14 protein-coding genes and 1 riboswitch are annotated in these 16214 nt (G+C 42.6%); of the genes, 6 read left to right on the top strand and 8 right to left on the bottom strand.

Translation table 11 applies throughout. The features are described from left to right. Positions 1 to 4: 4 nt before the first annotated feature. Positions 5 to 119: riboswitch (TPP riboswitch) on the bottom strand. A 39-nt stretch (positions 120 to 158) separates the two neighbouring features. Beyond that, positions 159 to 824: a flavin prenyltransferase UbiX gene (locus DZ860_RS12225; protein WP_120031648.1), complete on the bottom strand. Its 666-nt coding sequence runs from the start codon at positions 822 to 824 to the stop codon at positions 159 to 161. Between the two features lie 11 nt (positions 825 to 835). Next, a complete protein-coding gene (gene mpl / locus DZ860_RS12220; RefSeq protein WP_120031646.1) occupies positions 836 to 2197 on the bottom strand; it encodes a UDP-N-acetylmuramate:L-alanyl-gamma-D-glutamyl-meso-diaminopimelate ligase in 1362 nt (453 codons plus the stop codon). Positions 2198 to 2518: 321 nt separating this feature from the next. On the opposite strand from mpl, the gene fbp reads away from it, so the two are divergent. After that, positions 2519 to 3532, top strand: a complete 1014-nt coding sequence (gene fbp, locus DZ860_RS12215) for a class 1 fructose-bisphosphatase (RefSeq protein WP_120031644.1) — start codon at positions 2519 to 2521, stop codon at positions 3530 to 3532. Between the two features lie 270 nt (positions 3533 to 3802). Further along, a complete protein-coding gene (ppa, locus tag DZ860_RS12210) occupies positions 3803 to 4330 on the top strand; it encodes an inorganic diphosphatase (protein WP_120031642.1) in 528 nt (175 codons plus the stop codon). A 48-nt stretch (positions 4331 to 4378) separates the two neighbouring features. Here ppa and DZ860_RS12205 read toward each other — a convergent pair whose 3' ends face one another. The 4 genes from DZ860_RS12205 to tamA are packed head-to-tail and all read right to left on the bottom strand — an operon-like array spanning position 4379 to position 10640. After that, positions 4379 to 4765, bottom strand: coding sequence for a DUF2799 domain-containing protein (locus tag DZ860_RS12205; protein WP_243641855.1), 387 nt, complete (start codon positions 4763 to 4765; stop codon positions 4379 to 4381). 31 nt (positions 4766 to 4796) lie between these two features. Further along, the gene (locus tag DZ860_RS12200) at positions 4797 to 5147 is read right to left on the bottom strand and encodes a gamma-glutamylcyclotransferase family protein (protein ID WP_120031641.1); all 351 of its coding nucleotides are present in this window, start codon (positions 5145 to 5147) and stop codon (positions 4797 to 4799) included. A 13-nt stretch (positions 5148 to 5160) separates the two neighbouring features. Beyond that, positions 5161 to 8922, bottom strand: a complete 3762-nt coding sequence (gene tamB, locus DZ860_RS12195) for an autotransporter assembly complex protein TamB (RefSeq protein WP_120031639.1) — start codon at positions 8920 to 8922, stop codon at positions 5161 to 5163. Then, on the bottom strand, positions 8919 to 10640 hold the full coding sequence (gene tamA / locus DZ860_RS12190; protein WP_120031637.1) for an autotransporter assembly complex protein TamA: 1722 nt from the start codon (positions 10638 to 10640) through the stop codon (positions 8919 to 8921). The genes tamB and tamA overlap by 4 nt, the downstream gene beginning before the upstream one ends. Positions 10641 to 10755: 115 nt before the next feature. Between tamA and msrA the strand changes: the two genes are divergently transcribed. Further along, positions 10756 to 11385: a peptide-methionine (S)-S-oxide reductase MsrA gene (gene msrA / locus DZ860_RS12185; protein WP_120031635.1), complete on the top strand. Its 630-nt coding sequence runs from the start codon at positions 10756 to 10758 to the stop codon at positions 11383 to 11385. Between the two features lie 95 nt (positions 11386 to 11480). On the opposite strand, the gene glsB is transcribed toward msrA, so the two are convergent. Further along, positions 11481 to 12401 carry a glutaminase B gene (glsB, locus tag DZ860_RS12180; RefSeq protein ID WP_120031633.1) on the bottom strand — a complete coding sequence of 307 codons (921 nt, stop codon included), beginning with the start codon at positions 12399 to 12401 and terminating at the stop codon, positions 11481 to 11483. Positions 12402 to 12598: 197 nt separating this feature from the next. Then, positions 12599 to 13318 carry a tRNA (guanosine(46)-N7)-methyltransferase TrmB gene (gene trmB, locus DZ860_RS12175; protein WP_120031631.1) on the bottom strand — a complete coding sequence of 240 codons (720 nt, stop codon included), beginning with the start codon at positions 13316 to 13318 and terminating at the stop codon, positions 12599 to 12601. 254 nt (positions 13319 to 13572) lie between these two features. Here trmB and mutY point away from each other — a divergent pair, with 254 nt between their 5' ends. From mutY to mltC, 3 genes are all read left to right on the top strand, one after another. Further along, complete coding sequence (gene mutY, locus DZ860_RS12170) at positions 13573 to 14637, top strand: A/G-specific adenine glycosylase (RefSeq protein WP_120031807.1); 1065 nt, start codon at positions 13573 to 13575, stop codon at positions 14635 to 14637. Between the two features lie 12 nt (positions 14638 to 14649). Beyond that, the gene (locus DZ860_RS12165; protein WP_120031629.1) at positions 14650 to 14922 is read left to right on the top strand and encodes an oxidative damage protection protein; all 273 of its coding nucleotides are present in this window, start codon (positions 14650 to 14652) and stop codon (positions 14920 to 14922) included. Between the two features lie 125 nt (positions 14923 to 15047). After that, positions 15048 to 16184, top strand: coding sequence for a membrane-bound lytic murein transglycosylase MltC (gene mltC, locus DZ860_RS12160; protein ID WP_120031627.1), 1137 nt, complete (start codon positions 15048 to 15050; stop codon positions 16182 to 16184). Positions 16185 to 16214: the final 30 nt, after the last annotated feature.

The following is a 16214-nucleotide window of genomic DNA, read 5'->3' as shown; positions in this document are numbered from 1 at the left end:
GCAATGAAGAACGTAACTCAATTCCTACGCCAGCATTATCTGGTTCAGGTACACGGGTCCCGGTATAAAAACCGATCTCAGCACGATTCATTTTATGAATGGCTCCCCGATGAGTTGCGGATGAATTGTAATCGTTTTATTAATAATTAGCCATCGAGTTATAGTCTCTGGTCATACCCCCAACGAGGAACAAGCCCTTGTTCAATACCTAGATGATCTAAAACACGAGCCACCATAAAATCCACAAGATCATCAATACTTTGGGGTTGGTGATAGAAACCTGGAGCTGCCGGCATAATCGTGACACCTAACTGTGAAAGCTTAAGCATGTTTTCCAGATGCAGGGTAGAAAATGGTGACTCTCGAACGACCAGTAATAGCTGGCCCCGCTCTTTTAATACCACATCAGCAGCACGCTCAATAAGATTATCAGACATCCCATGAGCAATGGCTGCGACGCTTCCTGCCGAACATGGACAGACGACCATTTGTTTAGGAGCAGCGGATCCTGAAGCCACAGGTGAAAACCAATCGTCTTTGCCACAAACAATCAATTTGTCTGCCGGACATTTTAAATAATCCACCAGCACCTTTTGCGCCGCTTCTGGACCACTTGGTAGTTTTAGACCATGTTCTGTCGCCATCACCACACGGGCAGCAGAAGAAATGAGCAAGTAAACCTGATAATCCGCCGCTAATAAGCATTCAAGCAGTCGCAGCCCATAAGGTGCGCCCGATGCCCCTGTGAATGCTAAGGTAATCGCTTTGTCTGCACTATGGTGAGGTGCGTTTGAAAAAGGTACTTGTGAACGATTCGTTTTCATGAACTATTTCGCTATTTCTGGCTAGTGGCTAATTTTGTTAACAGTTTGTCGTGGATGCCCTCAAAGCCACCATTGCTCATGACCAATATTTGATCTCCTGGTTTGGCTGTTGCAACAATCGCATCGACTAATTGATTGATATCATTAGATACCAATGCCGGCTGAGAACACTGTTCTGCAACATCTTCAACTGACCAATCAATCGCATCTGGTTGATATAAAAAGACCTGATCGGCATGGTGGAGTGATGCGGCTAGTGTTTCTTTATGTACACCACGCTTCATTGTTGCTGAACGAGGCTCTAGTACTGCCAAAATTCGTTTTTTACCGACTTTATTACGTAAGCCCTCTAGCGTCAGTTCAATCGCTGTTGGATGGTGGGCAAAATCATCGTACACCACCACCTCACCGACCTCACCTTTGAGTTCCAATCGACGTTTGGTGTTGATAAATTTAGCTAAAGCTTCACAAGCAAGTTCTGGAGTTACACCAACATGGCGGGCTCCCGCAATCGCCATTAGCGCGTTATTAACATTATGTTCGCCAACTAAATCCCACTTAACGGTACCAACTCGTTCTCCGTCGAACAACACATGGAATTGAGAGCCATCTCGAGTGAGTTTTTCAGCTTGCCATTCACCATCGTCACCAGAAAACTCCGTTTCAGACCAGCAGCCACGCTCTAAGACATCGGCTAAAGCACCATCTTGCTTCGGCGCAAACACTCGGCCATTACTGGGTACGGTGCGGATCAAATGGTGGAATTGTCGCTTGATCGCTTCAAGATCATCGAAAATATCGGCATGATCAAACTCAAGATTGTTCATCACTAATGTGCGAGGATGATAATGAACGAACTTAGAACGCTTATCAAAAAAAGCACTGTCGTATTCATCGGCTTCTACAACAAAAAACATGCTTTCCCCTAAGCGAGCAGACACACCAAAGTTTCCTAGTACGCCTCCAACTAGGAAACCAGGTTGATAGCCACACTCTTCCAGTATCCATGCCAACATGCTCGATGTTGTTGTTTTTCCATGAGTTCCTGATACGGCTAAAACCCATCGGTCATGGAGCAGAAACTCTTGCAACCACTGTGGACCAGAGGTGTAACGAAGATTCGTATTCAATACATGTTCAACACATGGATTGCCACGACTCATTGCATTACCAATGACGACAAGATCGGGCGCAGGGCTTAACTGAGATGGGTCGAAACCTTGAATTATTTCAATACCTTGCGATTCTAACAATGTACTCATCGGTGGATAGACGTTTGCGTCACTTCCCGTCACTTTGTGACCCAATTGTCGAGCTAAAATGGCAGCTCCGCCCATAAATGTACCGCAAATACCCAAGATATGAATGTGCATAACCCTGACCTTATCCTCAGTCGATAGTGTGGGGTTATTATGGCGATAATGGCATTAAAAGCGAAATACTTTGATCATGATTATCTTGCTGATTAGCCCAATATCCCCGCGGTACTCCTATTCATAGCGAGAAATATTGAAACTGCAACGAGCTAAATGAGTCGACAAACAAATTGAGACCTAAATCGGTTAGTTCAATACCAATAAAAAGTTCTAACTCTTAAAATTATATCTGGGCATATGCCCACTACTTGCAGCCTAAGCCCAAGAAAGGCTCAAGCAAGGTTCACTCTATTAAATTATGACTTTGAAGGAATCAACATGTCTGGAATGCGCACCCTTGGCGAGTTTATTGTTGAGAAACAAGCAGACTTCCCCCACGCTAGCGGTGATTTATCATCCCTTTTATCTTCAATCCGTCTTGCCGCTAAAATTGTAAACCGTGAAATAAATAAAGCGGGTCTGGGTGATATTACCGGAGCTGTAGGAACGGAAAATGTGCAAGGTGAAGATCAGCAAAAGCTCGATCTCTATGCCAACGACAAGTTTAAAGCAGCATTAGAGGCTCGCGATCAAGTTTGTGGTGTTGCAAGTGAAGAAGAAGATGAAGCGGTTGCGTTCAATAAAGAGTTGAACAAGAATGCCAAATACGTGGTTCTAATGGATCCACTTGATGGCTCATCAAATATTGATGTTAACGTCTCCGTAGGTACCATTTTTTCAATTTACCGTCGTGTATCTCCAATCGGTACGCCTCCGACTGAAGAGGACTTTCTTCAGCCGGGCAACAAACAAGTCGCTGCAGGTTATGTCATCTATGGTTCCTCAACCATGTTGGTTTATACGACAGGCAATGGCGTAAACGGATTCACTTATGACCCATCACTAGGTACGTTCTGTTTATCTCATGAAAACATGATGATCCCTGAAGATGGTCACATTTATTCTATCAACGAGGGGAATTACTTCCGCTTCCCTGCTGGCGTGAAGAAATACATCAAGTTCTGCCAAGAAAATGAACCAGATGAGGGTCGCCCTTATACGTCTCGCTATATTGGTTCACTTGTTGCTGATTTTCATCGTAATCTGCTGAAAGGCGGAATCTATCTATATCCAAGCACTCAAAGCCATCCAAACGGTAAATTACGTCTACTTTATGAATGCAATCCAATTGCTTTCATCATGGAGCAAGCTGGCGGTACGGCATCTGATGGTTCAACACGCATTATGGATTTAAAACCAACTGAATTGCATCAGCGTGTTCCATTCTTTGTCGGCTCAAAAAATATGGTCACTAAAGTCGAAGCGTTTTTAGAGCGTCACCGCGACGAATAGTATTGAGTCATTTAATAAAAAACGCCGAAAGGCGTTTTTTTTATTATATTCAGATCAATGTCATACCTCTTATACCCAAGAAATAGGAAGAGGCTGGTAAACGGTAAGTTAGGAAGCCCTCTGAACAAAAGCGAATTATGTGATTGGGCCAGGCTAACGCAGCCAACACCACTGCAACTTCAAGTATGACGGGTATAGGTTTACATCGAACCACAATTACCAGTAAAGTAATTGAGGTAATTTTAACCCCATTAAATAAGGATATTTCTAATGAGTTTAAATAATGTACCTGCGGGAAAATCGCTACCTGATGATATTTATGTTGTCATCGAAATCCCAGCGAATGCCGACCCAATCAAATATGAAGTCGACAAAGACTCTGGAGCTGTATTCGTTGACCGCTTTATGTCGGCACCTATGTTTTACCCATGTAATTATGGCTACGTAAATCATACGCTTTCACTTGACGGCGATCCTGTAGATGTTTTAGTACCAACGCCATTCCCACTTATCCCAGGCTCAGTTATTCGCTGTCGTCCTGTCGGCGTATTAAAGATGACAGATGAATCTGGAGAAGATGCAAAAGTATTTGCAGTTCCACATTCAAAGCTGTCAAAAGAATACGATCACATTCAAGACGTTAACGATATTCCCGAACTCCTAAAAGCACAAATAACTCATTTCTTTGAGCGCTACAAAGAGCTTGAATCAGGTAAATGGGTAAAAGTTGATGGTTGGGAAGATGTCGCCTCTGCACGCCAAGAAATCTTAGAGTCTTACGAGCGTGCAAAAAAATAACTCTCGAAGCTAATGAATAAAAGCCAGCAAGATGCTGGCTTTTAAAAACTAATCACTAGAACTAATGGTCCAAAATAGATCTTGGCCTGAATCATATTGTTCTTGAAAAGACGGATCAACATCATCACAAATCCCGAGATAAGGACGCCCCGTAGCTCCTAGTATGCTCGCATCTTGGGTACAATATTCCGTTTTCCCTTTCATATATCCCAGTTGATAATCATTGTATAAAGAAGAGGTTAAATAACCATCCTGATCATTGGCACTCAATTTTTGCTCAGACTGTTTCAATCTTCCTTCAAGCGCTTGTTGTTTACCAAAATCAAACCAATCCATAGGAATATTTGAGAGTGGAGAAGTATTCGACGCACAGCCAAACATCAAAAATAGCGAACTTAATAAAAGGGCTTTCCAAACTTTTAATGACATCATCATTTTCCTCCCATTACAGCAACAATGTGCTGTTCTATATTTTTTGACACCAATCTCCGGATGAAATCAGCGTCTCCAGTTGCGAGGTATCTTGATATAAATATATCCACGCAAGTCCAAATGGGGTTTCGATTTGTTCGCGGCGATATTCAACCGGAACATCTTCAAGTTTATCCAATACTTGCAAATTATGACTATCGATCAGATAGACTTCACCGGATATAGAGTGGTGACCACTAATCACAGCGGGATAAGCGCCTAAGTCATATAGAGCAAATTCAGGTAATGTCTCATGATGACCTAAAAACTGTGCTTGCTCAGATAAGTGGTGGTGATTACTTTCACCTTTTCGCAAGGTGCCATACACAAAAACTAAGTGTTGCATAAACCCAGACCTATTAATTAAATTCAAATTGGTAAAGTAGATCCACGGCACTGTCTAAACCCGATACCGCCTCAACATAAAGATCTTTCAACAAACGATAGCGAACGGTAAATTCACCGACCGAATCGAAAATCCCAACACCATATTTCACCTGCAGACCAGGTAAAACATAACCACTCACAGTTACTTGAGAATCATCGCCAGAGCCTGCTGTATCAAGCTGTAAATCTTGAACCCCAAAAGCTTCGCCTATTTCTCCAACTAAACGACCACTTTTAGCTAAGCTTAGTCCAATTAACGTGGTTGTCATGGCATTACCACCCGCTTCCCCATCAATATCTTGACCACGTAATAGATACGATAGTGCATTGGCTTGTGGCATTGATGGCTCAGAGAAAATAGTAATTTTTGGCGCGTCAGCCGGGCCTGTTACTTTAATACCAGCGGTCACATCATCTTGAGTATTATCAGGATTTCGTATTGCGGTTATTTGTACGTAGGGCTGGTCGACAGGACCATTCATTAAGATTTTGCCCTCTTTAATCAGTAGATCTTGACCAAAAGAACCATATGAACCGTTAACGATATTTACTTCCCCTGTCACGAACGGACCTTTGTCTTTCTGGGCAACTTTTAGGTTACCGACAAGCTCCCCCTCAAGACCAAAAGCAGAAAGCTTAAAGTTATCGCCAATCTTAATTTTTATATTAGTCGCAATATCAAACGGTACCGGATCACTACTTTCAATCGGTTGTAATGAAGCATTAAGCAACACTTGATCTTTTGAAACCTCTACTGCACTAGGTGGCAAGTCTTCCACTACAATTCGCCCCCACGGCAAATCAATATTGCCATCGATTCGAGCTTGATGTGGCGCCAAATTGATTGTCATATCCGGCTCTACTTTGACTTTAACCATCGGTGGCATATCGACCATAAGTTGCTTCGCAAAAATACGAACTTTGCTACTCCAGGCGCTCATATCCTGCCAATCCGCATCACCGGTGACTTTCAACTCCCCATCAGGTGTTTGAATCGCCGCGTTCAATGCTGCCTGATAACCTTTGAAGTCAATCACTAAACGGCCAGAATCAATATCAATCGGTGATATTTCCCCTTTCAATTGCATCTTATCAACCACAAATTGCCCTTTGGCTTGTGGCTGCATTATTGGCCCAGATAGCTTTAGGTCTGTGGTAACCTCTGCGCCTAATTGGCTGTATTCACCCACCAACGGCGATAAAAACTTCAAGCTAAACGTGGAGAGTTTTAACTCACCATCAAGCTGTTTATCTCCGACTAATACATTGGGGATATAGAGATTACCCGTCACATCCCCATTATCTGTCACATCAAGGTTCCAGTCGCTTTTCAAAGCATTATTAGCTAATTCAGCATTGAGCGTTATGCTTTGCCACCCCAATGAAACTGGCTGAGAGAGATGCTGAACCACTTCGCCTTTGGGTAATCGAATGGACGCTTTAACTTGTGGTGGAACTTCAGGTGCCCATTTTGCCCATGCTGTCGCATCGACCTTGCCCTTTATCTCCGTCTGCTTAGGGATAAATGCCTCAACCTGAGAAAAATCAAAATCTTTCACTGTTACCGCTGCTTCACCGCTTTTCCCAACCTGAATATTGTTATCTAAACAGATCGATGCATCTTTTTGTAACCAACAATGAGCAGCTATCGATGCTTGCTCAGTTGCTAAATCGAATCCTAGTTTTGTCGCTTGATTAAGAACCCATTTCCCCTGCTCTGACGAAATAGACATCCGGTGCAAAGTGCCTTGCCAATTGAGGCTCGGTTTATCCTGTAAAGCACCGGTTAACAGTAGGCTGGTAGAAACGATATTCGAAAGCACATCCACAGTGAGTCGATGCACCTCCTGCGTCCCCGAAAATTTCAGCGTGGCTTCATCTATCACATCCTGCTGATATTTCGCGTTAGTAACCTTAAGATTAAGATTTCCTTTCGGTAGCGGTAATGGTGAAATATTGCCATCTAAGACTGCACGCTGAATACTGGCTGTCTGCTGCCAATTTAATTCATCAATACCCAATGCTAATTTAATGTCGGGTTGTTTCATTTTTCCCGTTAAATCAACATGACCTTGAACCCGCCCCTTTAGTTCAGGGATCGTTTTCGCTAAATCAGGAAAGTTTAATGCAAGTGACATATTCCACTCTTTATTTAACTGACCATTTGCTGACACCTTATTGGGACCATGAGCCAGCGTTACTCCCGATGTAGAGAGTTTAATATCACCTTTCCCTTTACTGTCAGAGGCTTTCAATGCTCCCTCAATATGCAGCGGATAACCTCGTAATTCACCATTTACATCTAAGATAGGTAAATCGATTTTCCAACCACCTTGCTTTGTCAAAGAGCCTGATGTTTCAAGCTCCCCACTCAGCTTACCCTCAGCATCCGGCCATTGAAGGCCTGGCTGGATATCACGTAAATTAACATCCGCAGACCAGTTAACAGGAGCCTGCCAATTGACCATCGCATCACCGGCAACATCACCGCCCAAGGTCTCTAAAACAAAATCACTCAACTCAATATGCGATAAGCTTCCTTTGGCTTTTGTCGTCAATGCTAAATTCGGTATTTCACTACCACTCACTTTTGTGTCTAAGTTTAATAGGTAACGTTTAAGTGACCCTTTCCCCTTCAATTGGGCAATGCGAACTTTATAGTCACTCTTCCCTGTCAGTGGCCACTGTACTGCGCCTTTCGTCAAATTAAGTTCAAAAGGCAAATCAGCGGTAAGAGGTTGTGCTTTCAGGGTTAGATTCGCCTTCGCTAACCCCGCTAGTTTTGCATTTAACGCAATATCAGCCACGCTTCCTTTTGCATTCAATTCTATAGTTTGCCCTTTGGCGATCGGATCCATGACCTCTGCATTTAGATCTAACGTCAATGGATAACCATTTTCTAGCTGTATATCACCTTGAAGTTCAGCTTTAATTTGTGGCATATCAAGATCCAGCGTTTTGATCTCAACTTTTGATCCCCCCGCAAAACCCTCCAATCCAAGATGATGAACGATCAGTGGTATTTCTTGCTGTAAGGTAAAATCATTGATGTCTAAGCGAGTTACATCAACTTGCAAAGGCAATTTGACATCAGGAAGCGTAAAGCCTTGATAGGAGAATGGCTTCGATGAGGATGTCGTTGTTTTAGAGGATTCGTCTTTTGATTCAGCCAATTGAAGGTATGCTTTATCTAAACGCGTCTCACCCACCGTTAAGCGATTTCCTGAAAATGACAACGCCGTAGAGAAGTTCCCCCAGCGAATCTGATTCCCTAAAATATCGAGGTCAATATTCGACAAGGAAATACGTTCAATTTTAATCGGTAAGGGAGCGGTGATCGGAGTATTGCTCGATTCATTGCTGGTATCTTCTGTATCACTGCTCGCCATTTCTGGCATTGAAAACTTCAAACCATCAACAGCAATATCTTCAATGCAAACACTGGGTTCCGTAAAACACGCTGGAGTTACCGCAAGTGTGATTGAGTTGGCAGTGGCATCAATATGGAGTGATTCATCTTTAAATCGAACATTTTGTAGATTAAAACGAGGGAAAATAGCCCCTGAATGACTACCGACTTGAAGCTGAGGCAACGCTTTTTCTGCCCCAAATAAAATCAAGCTTAGCCCCTGATTCGTAAACAGCACAAAGACTAAAGCAAGAAGAAGCGTCAGTATTAATGTAAAGAATGAAATGGACAGCCACTTTGACCATTTTAAAAAAATCTTGGTCATAACTCAGGACCTAATGTGAAGTGGATTTGAAACTCATCGCCCTTAGGTGCATCCAAACCCCAAGCGAAATCTAAACGAACAGGGCCCACTGGCGATCCCCATCGGATACCAACACCAGTGCCGCGCTTCCAGTCAGGGGTATTGTTATAGGCGTCACCAACGTCGTAAAACACAGCGCCCCACCAATTACCAACAACACGGTACTGATATTCAAGTGATGTTGTTGTAATGTATTTTGCACCGGTTAAAGCGCCACTGCTGTCTCGTGGTGAAATGGATTCATAACTATAACCACGTAAGTTGTTATCGCCACCAGCGAAGAAACGTAGTGATGGCGAAAGTTTTTCTAGCTCGTCGGTAATGTTAGCCCCACCATCTAAACGCCAAATACCTCGATGGTTCTCACCGATACTTCGTATCCATGTAGTACCCGCTTGTAAACGAAATACTCGAGTTTCTGAAAGCAGTTTAGGATCACCATACTCCATGGTGATCGACTGGCGATCCCCCCACATAAGCATAGGACCACTACCACTGCGGGTACGACTCCGAGAATATGAAATACCCGGTAATAAAAATTCAGCGCTATCGTCTTGTAAACCTTGTTCATAGTTTTCTAACAAATAGCGGATAAAGACAGTACGGTGCCACCCTCCATCCAGTAGCCAATGACGTTCTAGCGCGAGGTTTGACTCGAGACTTTTCGTGTCTCGGCTATCTTGATTTTTCATACCATATTGAATTCGATAGTAGTCATTCAATACATCTTCTAATGGGATCCGATAGCTCGCGGTTATGGTCTGTTCTGGTTTAGAAAGAGAAAAGCTACTATCAAAACTGTGTCCACGTGAGTTTACCCATGGCTTTTTCCACTTTAATGAACCTCGAACACCAACATCCGTTGAGTAGCCAATACCTGTTTCTAATTGATTTCGAGCTTGCGGAGCAAGAGAGACTTTCATTGGAAGTTCACGAGAAATACTGAGTTGCGAGAGATCCGGTTCGACAAACACAGAAGAAAACCAATCTGTATTAGATAAGTTTTGATTGTACTCGCCAACTTTAGAAACTAAATACGGTTCACCAAGCGTATAGGGTTCAAGAGAGTGAACTCGACTCTCTTCAATCTGACTCCCTGTAATAATGGTTTGACCGAACTCATATCGCATCCCACTGTCAAAATGAAGACGAACAAACGCTTCATTTAAGTCGGGAGAGACTTCAAGACGACTGAGTTTAAAGTCGCCCTCAAAATAGCCTTTTTGAAGTGCTAAATTTCGGATATTCGATTTCAGCGCATCGTACAAACCATGATTTAGCCGCTTACCAACTTTAATACCGCTATTTTGAACAAGTTTAATGAAATCAATATCATTTTTAGCTTCGCCAGTCAGTTCAATATCGACACTTTTGATTAAAACGGGAGCGCCTTTAACAACATACACCTCGAGTTCATCTTGATCGGAAGAGATCTCAAAACGAATTTCTGGATGATAGTAGCCCAAAGCATTCAGGGCTTCTCGGATGCTTTGCTCAATACGTGATTGAAAACGTAGGCTGGTGCTGTAATCAGATTCGGGAATAGAGGAAAGATAAGCATCGACATTATCCTCAAGCTTACCTTTTAGCCCATGAACAGAGAGTTGTACATCGCTCGCTAGAGCGTTCATTGGTAAGCATAATACTGCGAATAGAACTGGTAATGACTTTCTTATCATGATTTATTAAATACACTCAATCGATAAAAAATAATAACCCGTGATAGCGGGTAAGTCTGTAATAAAACCTAATAAGCGAATGACCACTTATTACTGATGAGGAAGGATTCACACTATGCCTGACAAACAAACAATGATCTCACCAAACAATGCTCTTGTAGGTAGAGCTGTACCCATGATTATAGACGATTTACATTTCGTTAATGGTTCCAGTCTGAGTGCACAACCTACATCAGGTCAAGAGCAAATTTTATTGGGACTGGGCTGTTTTTGGGGGGCAGAACGGCTATTTTGGAAACTAGATGGTGTGATTAGTACATCGGTCGGCTATGCCGGTGGTTATACCCCAAACCCAAGCTATGAAGAGGTTTGCAGCGGTTTGACCGGACACACTGAAGTGGTTCGAGTCATATTTGATCCGGCTCAGATCTCGTTAGAGCGACTGCTTCAAGAGTTTTGGGAACATCATGATCCAACCCAAGGTATGCGCCAAGGAAATGATCGTGGAACACAGTATCGATCTGCTATCTATACGTTCAGTGATTCTCAACAAACGCAAGCGATTGAATCTAAAGCTCAATACCAGTCACTACTCGGAAATGAACGTACAATTACCACCGACATATTGCCAGCTAAAGAGTACTATTTTGCTGAAAACTACCACCAGCAGTATCTTGCAAAAAATCCAAATGGTTATTGTGGTCTGGGAGGAACGGGTGTCTGCTTCCCTCCCAATCAATCTTAATCCAGCAAAATAAAAGCGCCCCTATAGAAAGGGGCGCATTAAAAATCCGTCTTAAATCACCAGAGATCATGTGAATTCTAGCGGTATCATTTCGCTTAAAAAATCGAACGGCCAATGCGTTCTGAAAGTAACTCTAGTGCTTGGGTTCCAGCTAAAGAATTACCCGATGGGTCTAACTCTGGAGACCATACCGCAATGGTCATTTCTCCAGGAACGATAGCAATAATACCACCACCAACTCCCGATTTTCCTGGCATACCAACACGATACGCAAATTCACCAGCACCATCATACAAACCACAGGTTGCCAGCAAAGCATTCAATTGCTTAGTTTGAACAGGGGTGATTACCGGCTGGTTGGTTTGCACTGATATACCTTTATTGGCTAAATAGCTGAATGTTTTCGCCAAGTCGACACAATTCATTTTCAGCGCACAAGCATGAAAGTAATTGTTCAGAACAGGGATCACTTCATTTTCAAAGTTGCCGAAAGATCGCATCAAATAGGCAATCGCTGCATTTCGGTCACTGTGCATCATCTCCGATGCGGCCACAACTTTGTCATAACAAATATGATTTTCCCCACTAAGTTGACGGACAAAATCTAATAAGCGCTGTCTTGGCGCAGATAAACGACTATGAAGCAAGTCAGCCACAACGATAGCTCCCGCATTAATAAACGGGTTACGTGGAATACCTTGTTCAACCTCAAGCTGAATCATGGAATTAAACGCTTGGCCTGATGGCTCTTTACCTACTCGAGTCCAAATTTCATCTGGTAAGTAAAGTCCCATTGCTAAGGTTAAACTCAGAGCCTTAGAAATAGATTGAATTGAAAAGGCTTCATCTGCATCACCGGCTTTGATCACTTCACCTTCATTGGTGAAGACAGCAATACCCAACTTGTTCGAGGGTACTTTTGCCAGTGCCGGAATATAATCAGCAACCTTCCCATGGCCTATAAGTGGACGAACTTCTTGTAGGATTTCAGTCAAAATCTCTTTGGTCGGTTTCATCAGCAGCCTTTAAATCAATATGTTATTTCATGCACGGTTTATAAAAACATCTAAAAACCAAATGGTTAATACAAATTTCAATATACCCAGAGTCAAAAAAGCCAACATCACAATAATGTTGGCTCAATTTCTATCAAAACGTTAGCAATGCTAGAGCATCAAGCAAAGTCGGGCTTTGCTTAATCAATACAGACGAATTATTTTACTCGTTTGTATTTAATATCCCATACGCCATGACCTAAACGGTGACCGCGAGCTTCAAATTTAGTAAGCGGACGATCATCAGGGCGTGGAACAAAGTCGCTATCTTCAGCCGTATTCTCATAACCAGGAGCTTGATTCATCACTTCAATCATGTGCTCTGCATAGTTTTCCCAGTCTGTTGCCATATGGAAAACACCAACACCATCCACCAGCTTTTGGCGAACCATTTCAGCAAAATCAAGTTGGACGATACGGCGCTTGTGGTGACGCGTCTTGTGCCATGGGTCAGGGAAAAACAGTTGTAGAGTCGCTAAACTAGCATCTGGAATCATGTGTTCAAATACTTCAACGGCATCATGACACATAACTCGAAGATTAGTTACACCAGCTTCACGAGCAGAAGACAGACAAGCACCAACACCTGGACTATGTACTTCAATACCAAAGAAATTCTTCTCCGGCGCATTTTTTGCCATTTCAACCAATGAAGCACCCATGCCGAAACCAATTTCTAAAACGACAGGATTGTCATTACCAAAAACTTCTTTCCAGTTCAGGAATTCAGCCTGGTAATCAATACCCATTGTTGGCCAACACTCTTTCATTGCGTTCTCTTGACCTTTGGTCAAGCGGCCTTCACGACGTACAAAACTGCGCACTTTGCGGATCAGTTTTCCGTCATCATTATATTCGTTAGTGGTCACTTCACTCATTGATTTTGCCTGTCTAAATATTGGTCTCTAACTGAGGGGATGTGATTATACCCAAGTGACAACAAGATGCTAGTTTCAACGAAAATTACTTAACCTAGAGTTAGTATAAGAAAATCGACTTCGCCTCTAGTATTAAGCAGTAAGAGGATTTATCGCGAATTTATTAAAGCCCCTACAAAATGTTGGTTGAACTTTACTGGGTATTTGTGGTGCAATTTTACGCCATAATACTCATTACATCACCAGAGCAAGCCGTGACCCCTTTCGCTAATGCCATTCTAAAATGGTACGACGCCTATGGTAGAAAAAGCCTACCTTGGCAACAAAACAAAACGGCCTACAGCGTATGGCTGTCTGAGATCATGCTACAACAAACTCAAGTAGCTACCGTCATTCCATACTATGAACGTTTTTTACAACGTTTCCCTAGCGTCCATGAACTCGCTAATGCTGAGCAAGATGAAGTTCTCCATCTATGGACTGGGCTTGGCTATTACGCGCGAGCACGCAACCTACATAAAGCGGCCAAAACAGTAGTAGAAATACATGGAGGCGAGTTTCCTACCGATATTGAACAGCTAAATGCTCTTCCTGGCATCGGACGATCTACTGCGGCTGCTATTTTATCTTCTGTCTATAAGCAGCCACACGCGATTTTAGATGGCAACGTAAAGCGCACTCTTTCTCGCGCTTTTGCTGTAGAGGGCTGGCCAGGACAGAAAAAAGTTGAAAACACACTTTGGCATCATGCCGAAGCTAACACGCCCAAACAGAACGTCGATAAATACAATCAAGCCATGATGGATATGGGAGCAATGGTTTGTACTCGAAGCAAACCCAAATGTACGCTCTGTCCGATTCAGCATTTATGTTTGGCATATCGTCAAGGTAATCAACTCGATTACCCTGGTAAAAAACCGAAAAAAGAAAAACCAGTCAAAGAATCTTGGTTTCTAATGCTGCATTACGATCATCAAGTATGGTTAGAGCAACGACCACAAAGCGGTATCTGGGGAGGACTATTTTGCTTCCCAGAAAACCCGACCAAAGAATTTGAACACCAACTCGATTTACGCGGCATTACCGCTAATGACGTTATTCGTCAGGAGCAATTGATCGCATTTCGACATACTTTCAGTCATTATCATCTCGATATAACGCCTATTTTGGTAGACCTCTCAAAGCAACCTAATGTGATAATGGAAGCCAACAACGGTCTTTGGTATAACTTATCACAACCAGAAGAAATCGGACTTGCCGCTCCAGTCAAACAGTTATTGGAAAGCTTGCCTCACGAACTTCAATCCCAACAGTTTTAACAAGGAGTCATCATGAGCCGCACCGTATTTTGTGCTCGATTACAGAAAGAAGCAGAAGGCTTGGACTTTCAACTTTACCCAGGTGACTTGGGTAAGCGTATTTTTGACAATATTTCAAAAGAAGCTTGGATGCAGTGGCAACACAAACAAACCATGCTGATCAATGAAAAGAAACTCAACATGATGAATCCGGAACACCGCAAACTTCTTGAAACAGAAATGGTTAATTTCTTGTTCGAGGGTAAAGAGGTTCACATTGAAGGTTACACGCCTCCAAGCGAATAATTTTGCATAAGCAGATGCTCTAGCTAAGCAATGTAAGAGCAAAAATAAGCCGGTTCTTTATTTTCTCACCGGTGAATAAATGACATTATAGCGAACGCTTTGATGTCATTTTTTTTAGGTATTTTATGAGAAAGTTCGTCTATGTCTTAACTGCTATCGCATTAACTGGCTGCAGCCGCGAATTTGTCGAGGGCTTTTATGACGTCAACTATGAACCAACAAACCGATTTGCGAAGAATTTGGCTCAATTACCCGGACAATTTCAAAAAGATACCGCCGCCTTGGATGCGCTAATCAATAGTTTTTCAGGCAACATTGAAAAGCGATGGGGGCGTAATGAACTCAAATTTGCGGGTAAGAACAACTACGTCAAATACATAGATAACTATCTGAGCCGTTCCGAAGTTAACTTTACTCAAGGGACGATCACCGTTGAAACGGTATCCCCTATTGATCCCAAAAAACACCTCAAAGACGCCATCATCACGACACTATTAACTCCAGATGATCCTGCGAATGTCGATCTATTCTCTTCCAAAAGCATTACGTTAGAAGGGCGACCTTTTCTCTATCAACAAGTTGTCGACCATGAGCAAAAAGCCATTCAATGGTCTTGGCGAGCAAGTAAGTTTGCTGACTACCTCATTGAAAATAAGCTGCAAGTAAAAGATGTCGATTTCAAAAAAGCCTATTACGTTGAAATACCGATGGTGGCCGATCAAGTGGAAATTCGCAGCTATCAATATGCAGATATAGTGCGAAGAGCGTCAGTGAAGTACGACATCCCTGAAGACCTCATTTATGCCATCATAAAAACCGAAAGTAGCTTTAACCCTTATGCCGTAAGTTGGGCTAATGCCTACGGACTGATGCAAGTCGTACCCAATACAGCAGGTAAAGATGTGTTTAAGCTAGTAAAAAAACGCTCGGATACGCCCACTCCAGAGTATTTGTTCAACCCTGAAAACAATATCGACGCTGGAACCGCCTACTTCTACATATTGAAAAACCGTTATCTCAAAGATGTTCGTCATCCGATCTCTCTTGAATACAGCATGATTTCTGCCTACAACGGTGGAACGGGGGGCGTTTTGAACACATTTAATCGATATGACCGTAAACGTGCGATGCAAGATCTTAATTCTTTGCAGCCAAATCAGGTTTTTTGGGCATTAACGAATAAACATCCCAAAGCAGAAGCGCGTCGTTACCTAGAAAAAGTTACAAAATTCAAGAAAGACTTTAACTCCGGCAAAACATAAGTACAAAGTGTGGTTAAATTATCGGCAAAT

Origin of the sequence: Vibrio sinensis (assembly GCF_003605645.1) — a bacterium.
Classification (GTDB): domain Bacteria; phylum Pseudomonadota; class Gammaproteobacteria; order Enterobacterales; family Vibrionaceae; genus Vibrio; species Vibrio sinensis.
Note: the sequence above shows the minus strand (reverse complement) of the source record. Positions and strands in the feature narration are given on the sequence as shown.

Coding starts and splice junctions, on each gene's coding strand:
- DZ860_RS12225 (WP_120031648.1), bottom strand. CDS start 824: ATGAAAACGAATCGTTCACAAGTACCTTTTTCAAACGCACCTCACCAT.
- mpl (WP_120031646.1), bottom strand. CDS start 2,197: ATGCACATTCATATCTTGGGTATTTGCGGTACATTTATGGGCGGAGCT.
- fbp (WP_120031644.1), top strand. CDS start 2,519: ATGTCTGGAATGCGCACCCTTGGCGAGTTTATTGTTGAGAAACAAGCA.
- ppa (WP_120031642.1), top strand. CDS start 3,803: ATGAGTTTAAATAATGTACCTGCGGGAAAATCGCTACCTGATGATATT.
- DZ860_RS12205 (WP_243641855.1), bottom strand. CDS start 4,765: ATGATGATGTCATTAAAAGTTTGGAAAGCCCTTTTATTAAGTTCGCTA.
- DZ860_RS12200 (WP_120031641.1), bottom strand. CDS start 5,147: ATGCAACACTTAGTTTTTGTGTATGGCACCTTGCGAAAAGGTGAAAGT.
- tamB (WP_120031639.1), bottom strand. CDS start 8,922: ATGACCAAGATTTTTTTAAAATGGTCAAAGTGGCTGTCCATTTCATTC.
- tamA (WP_120031637.1), bottom strand. CDS start 10,640: ATGATAAGAAAGTCATTACCAGTTCTATTCGCAGTATTATGCTTACCA.
- msrA (WP_120031635.1), top strand. CDS start 10,756: ATGCCTGACAAACAAACAATGATCTCACCAAACAATGCTCTTGTAGGT.
- glsB (WP_120031633.1), bottom strand. CDS start 12,401: ATGAAACCGACCAAAGAGATTTTGACTGAAATCCTACAAGAAGTTCGT.
- trmB (WP_120031631.1), bottom strand. CDS start 13,318: ATGAGTGAAGTGACCACTAACGAATATAATGATGACGGAAAACTGATC.
- DZ860_RS12165 (WP_120031629.1), top strand. CDS start 14,650: ATGAGCCGCACCGTATTTTGTGCTCGATTACAGAAAGAAGCAGAAGGC.
- mltC (WP_120031627.1), top strand. CDS start 15,048: ATGAGAAAGTTCGTCTATGTCTTAACTGCTATCGCATTAACTGGCTGC.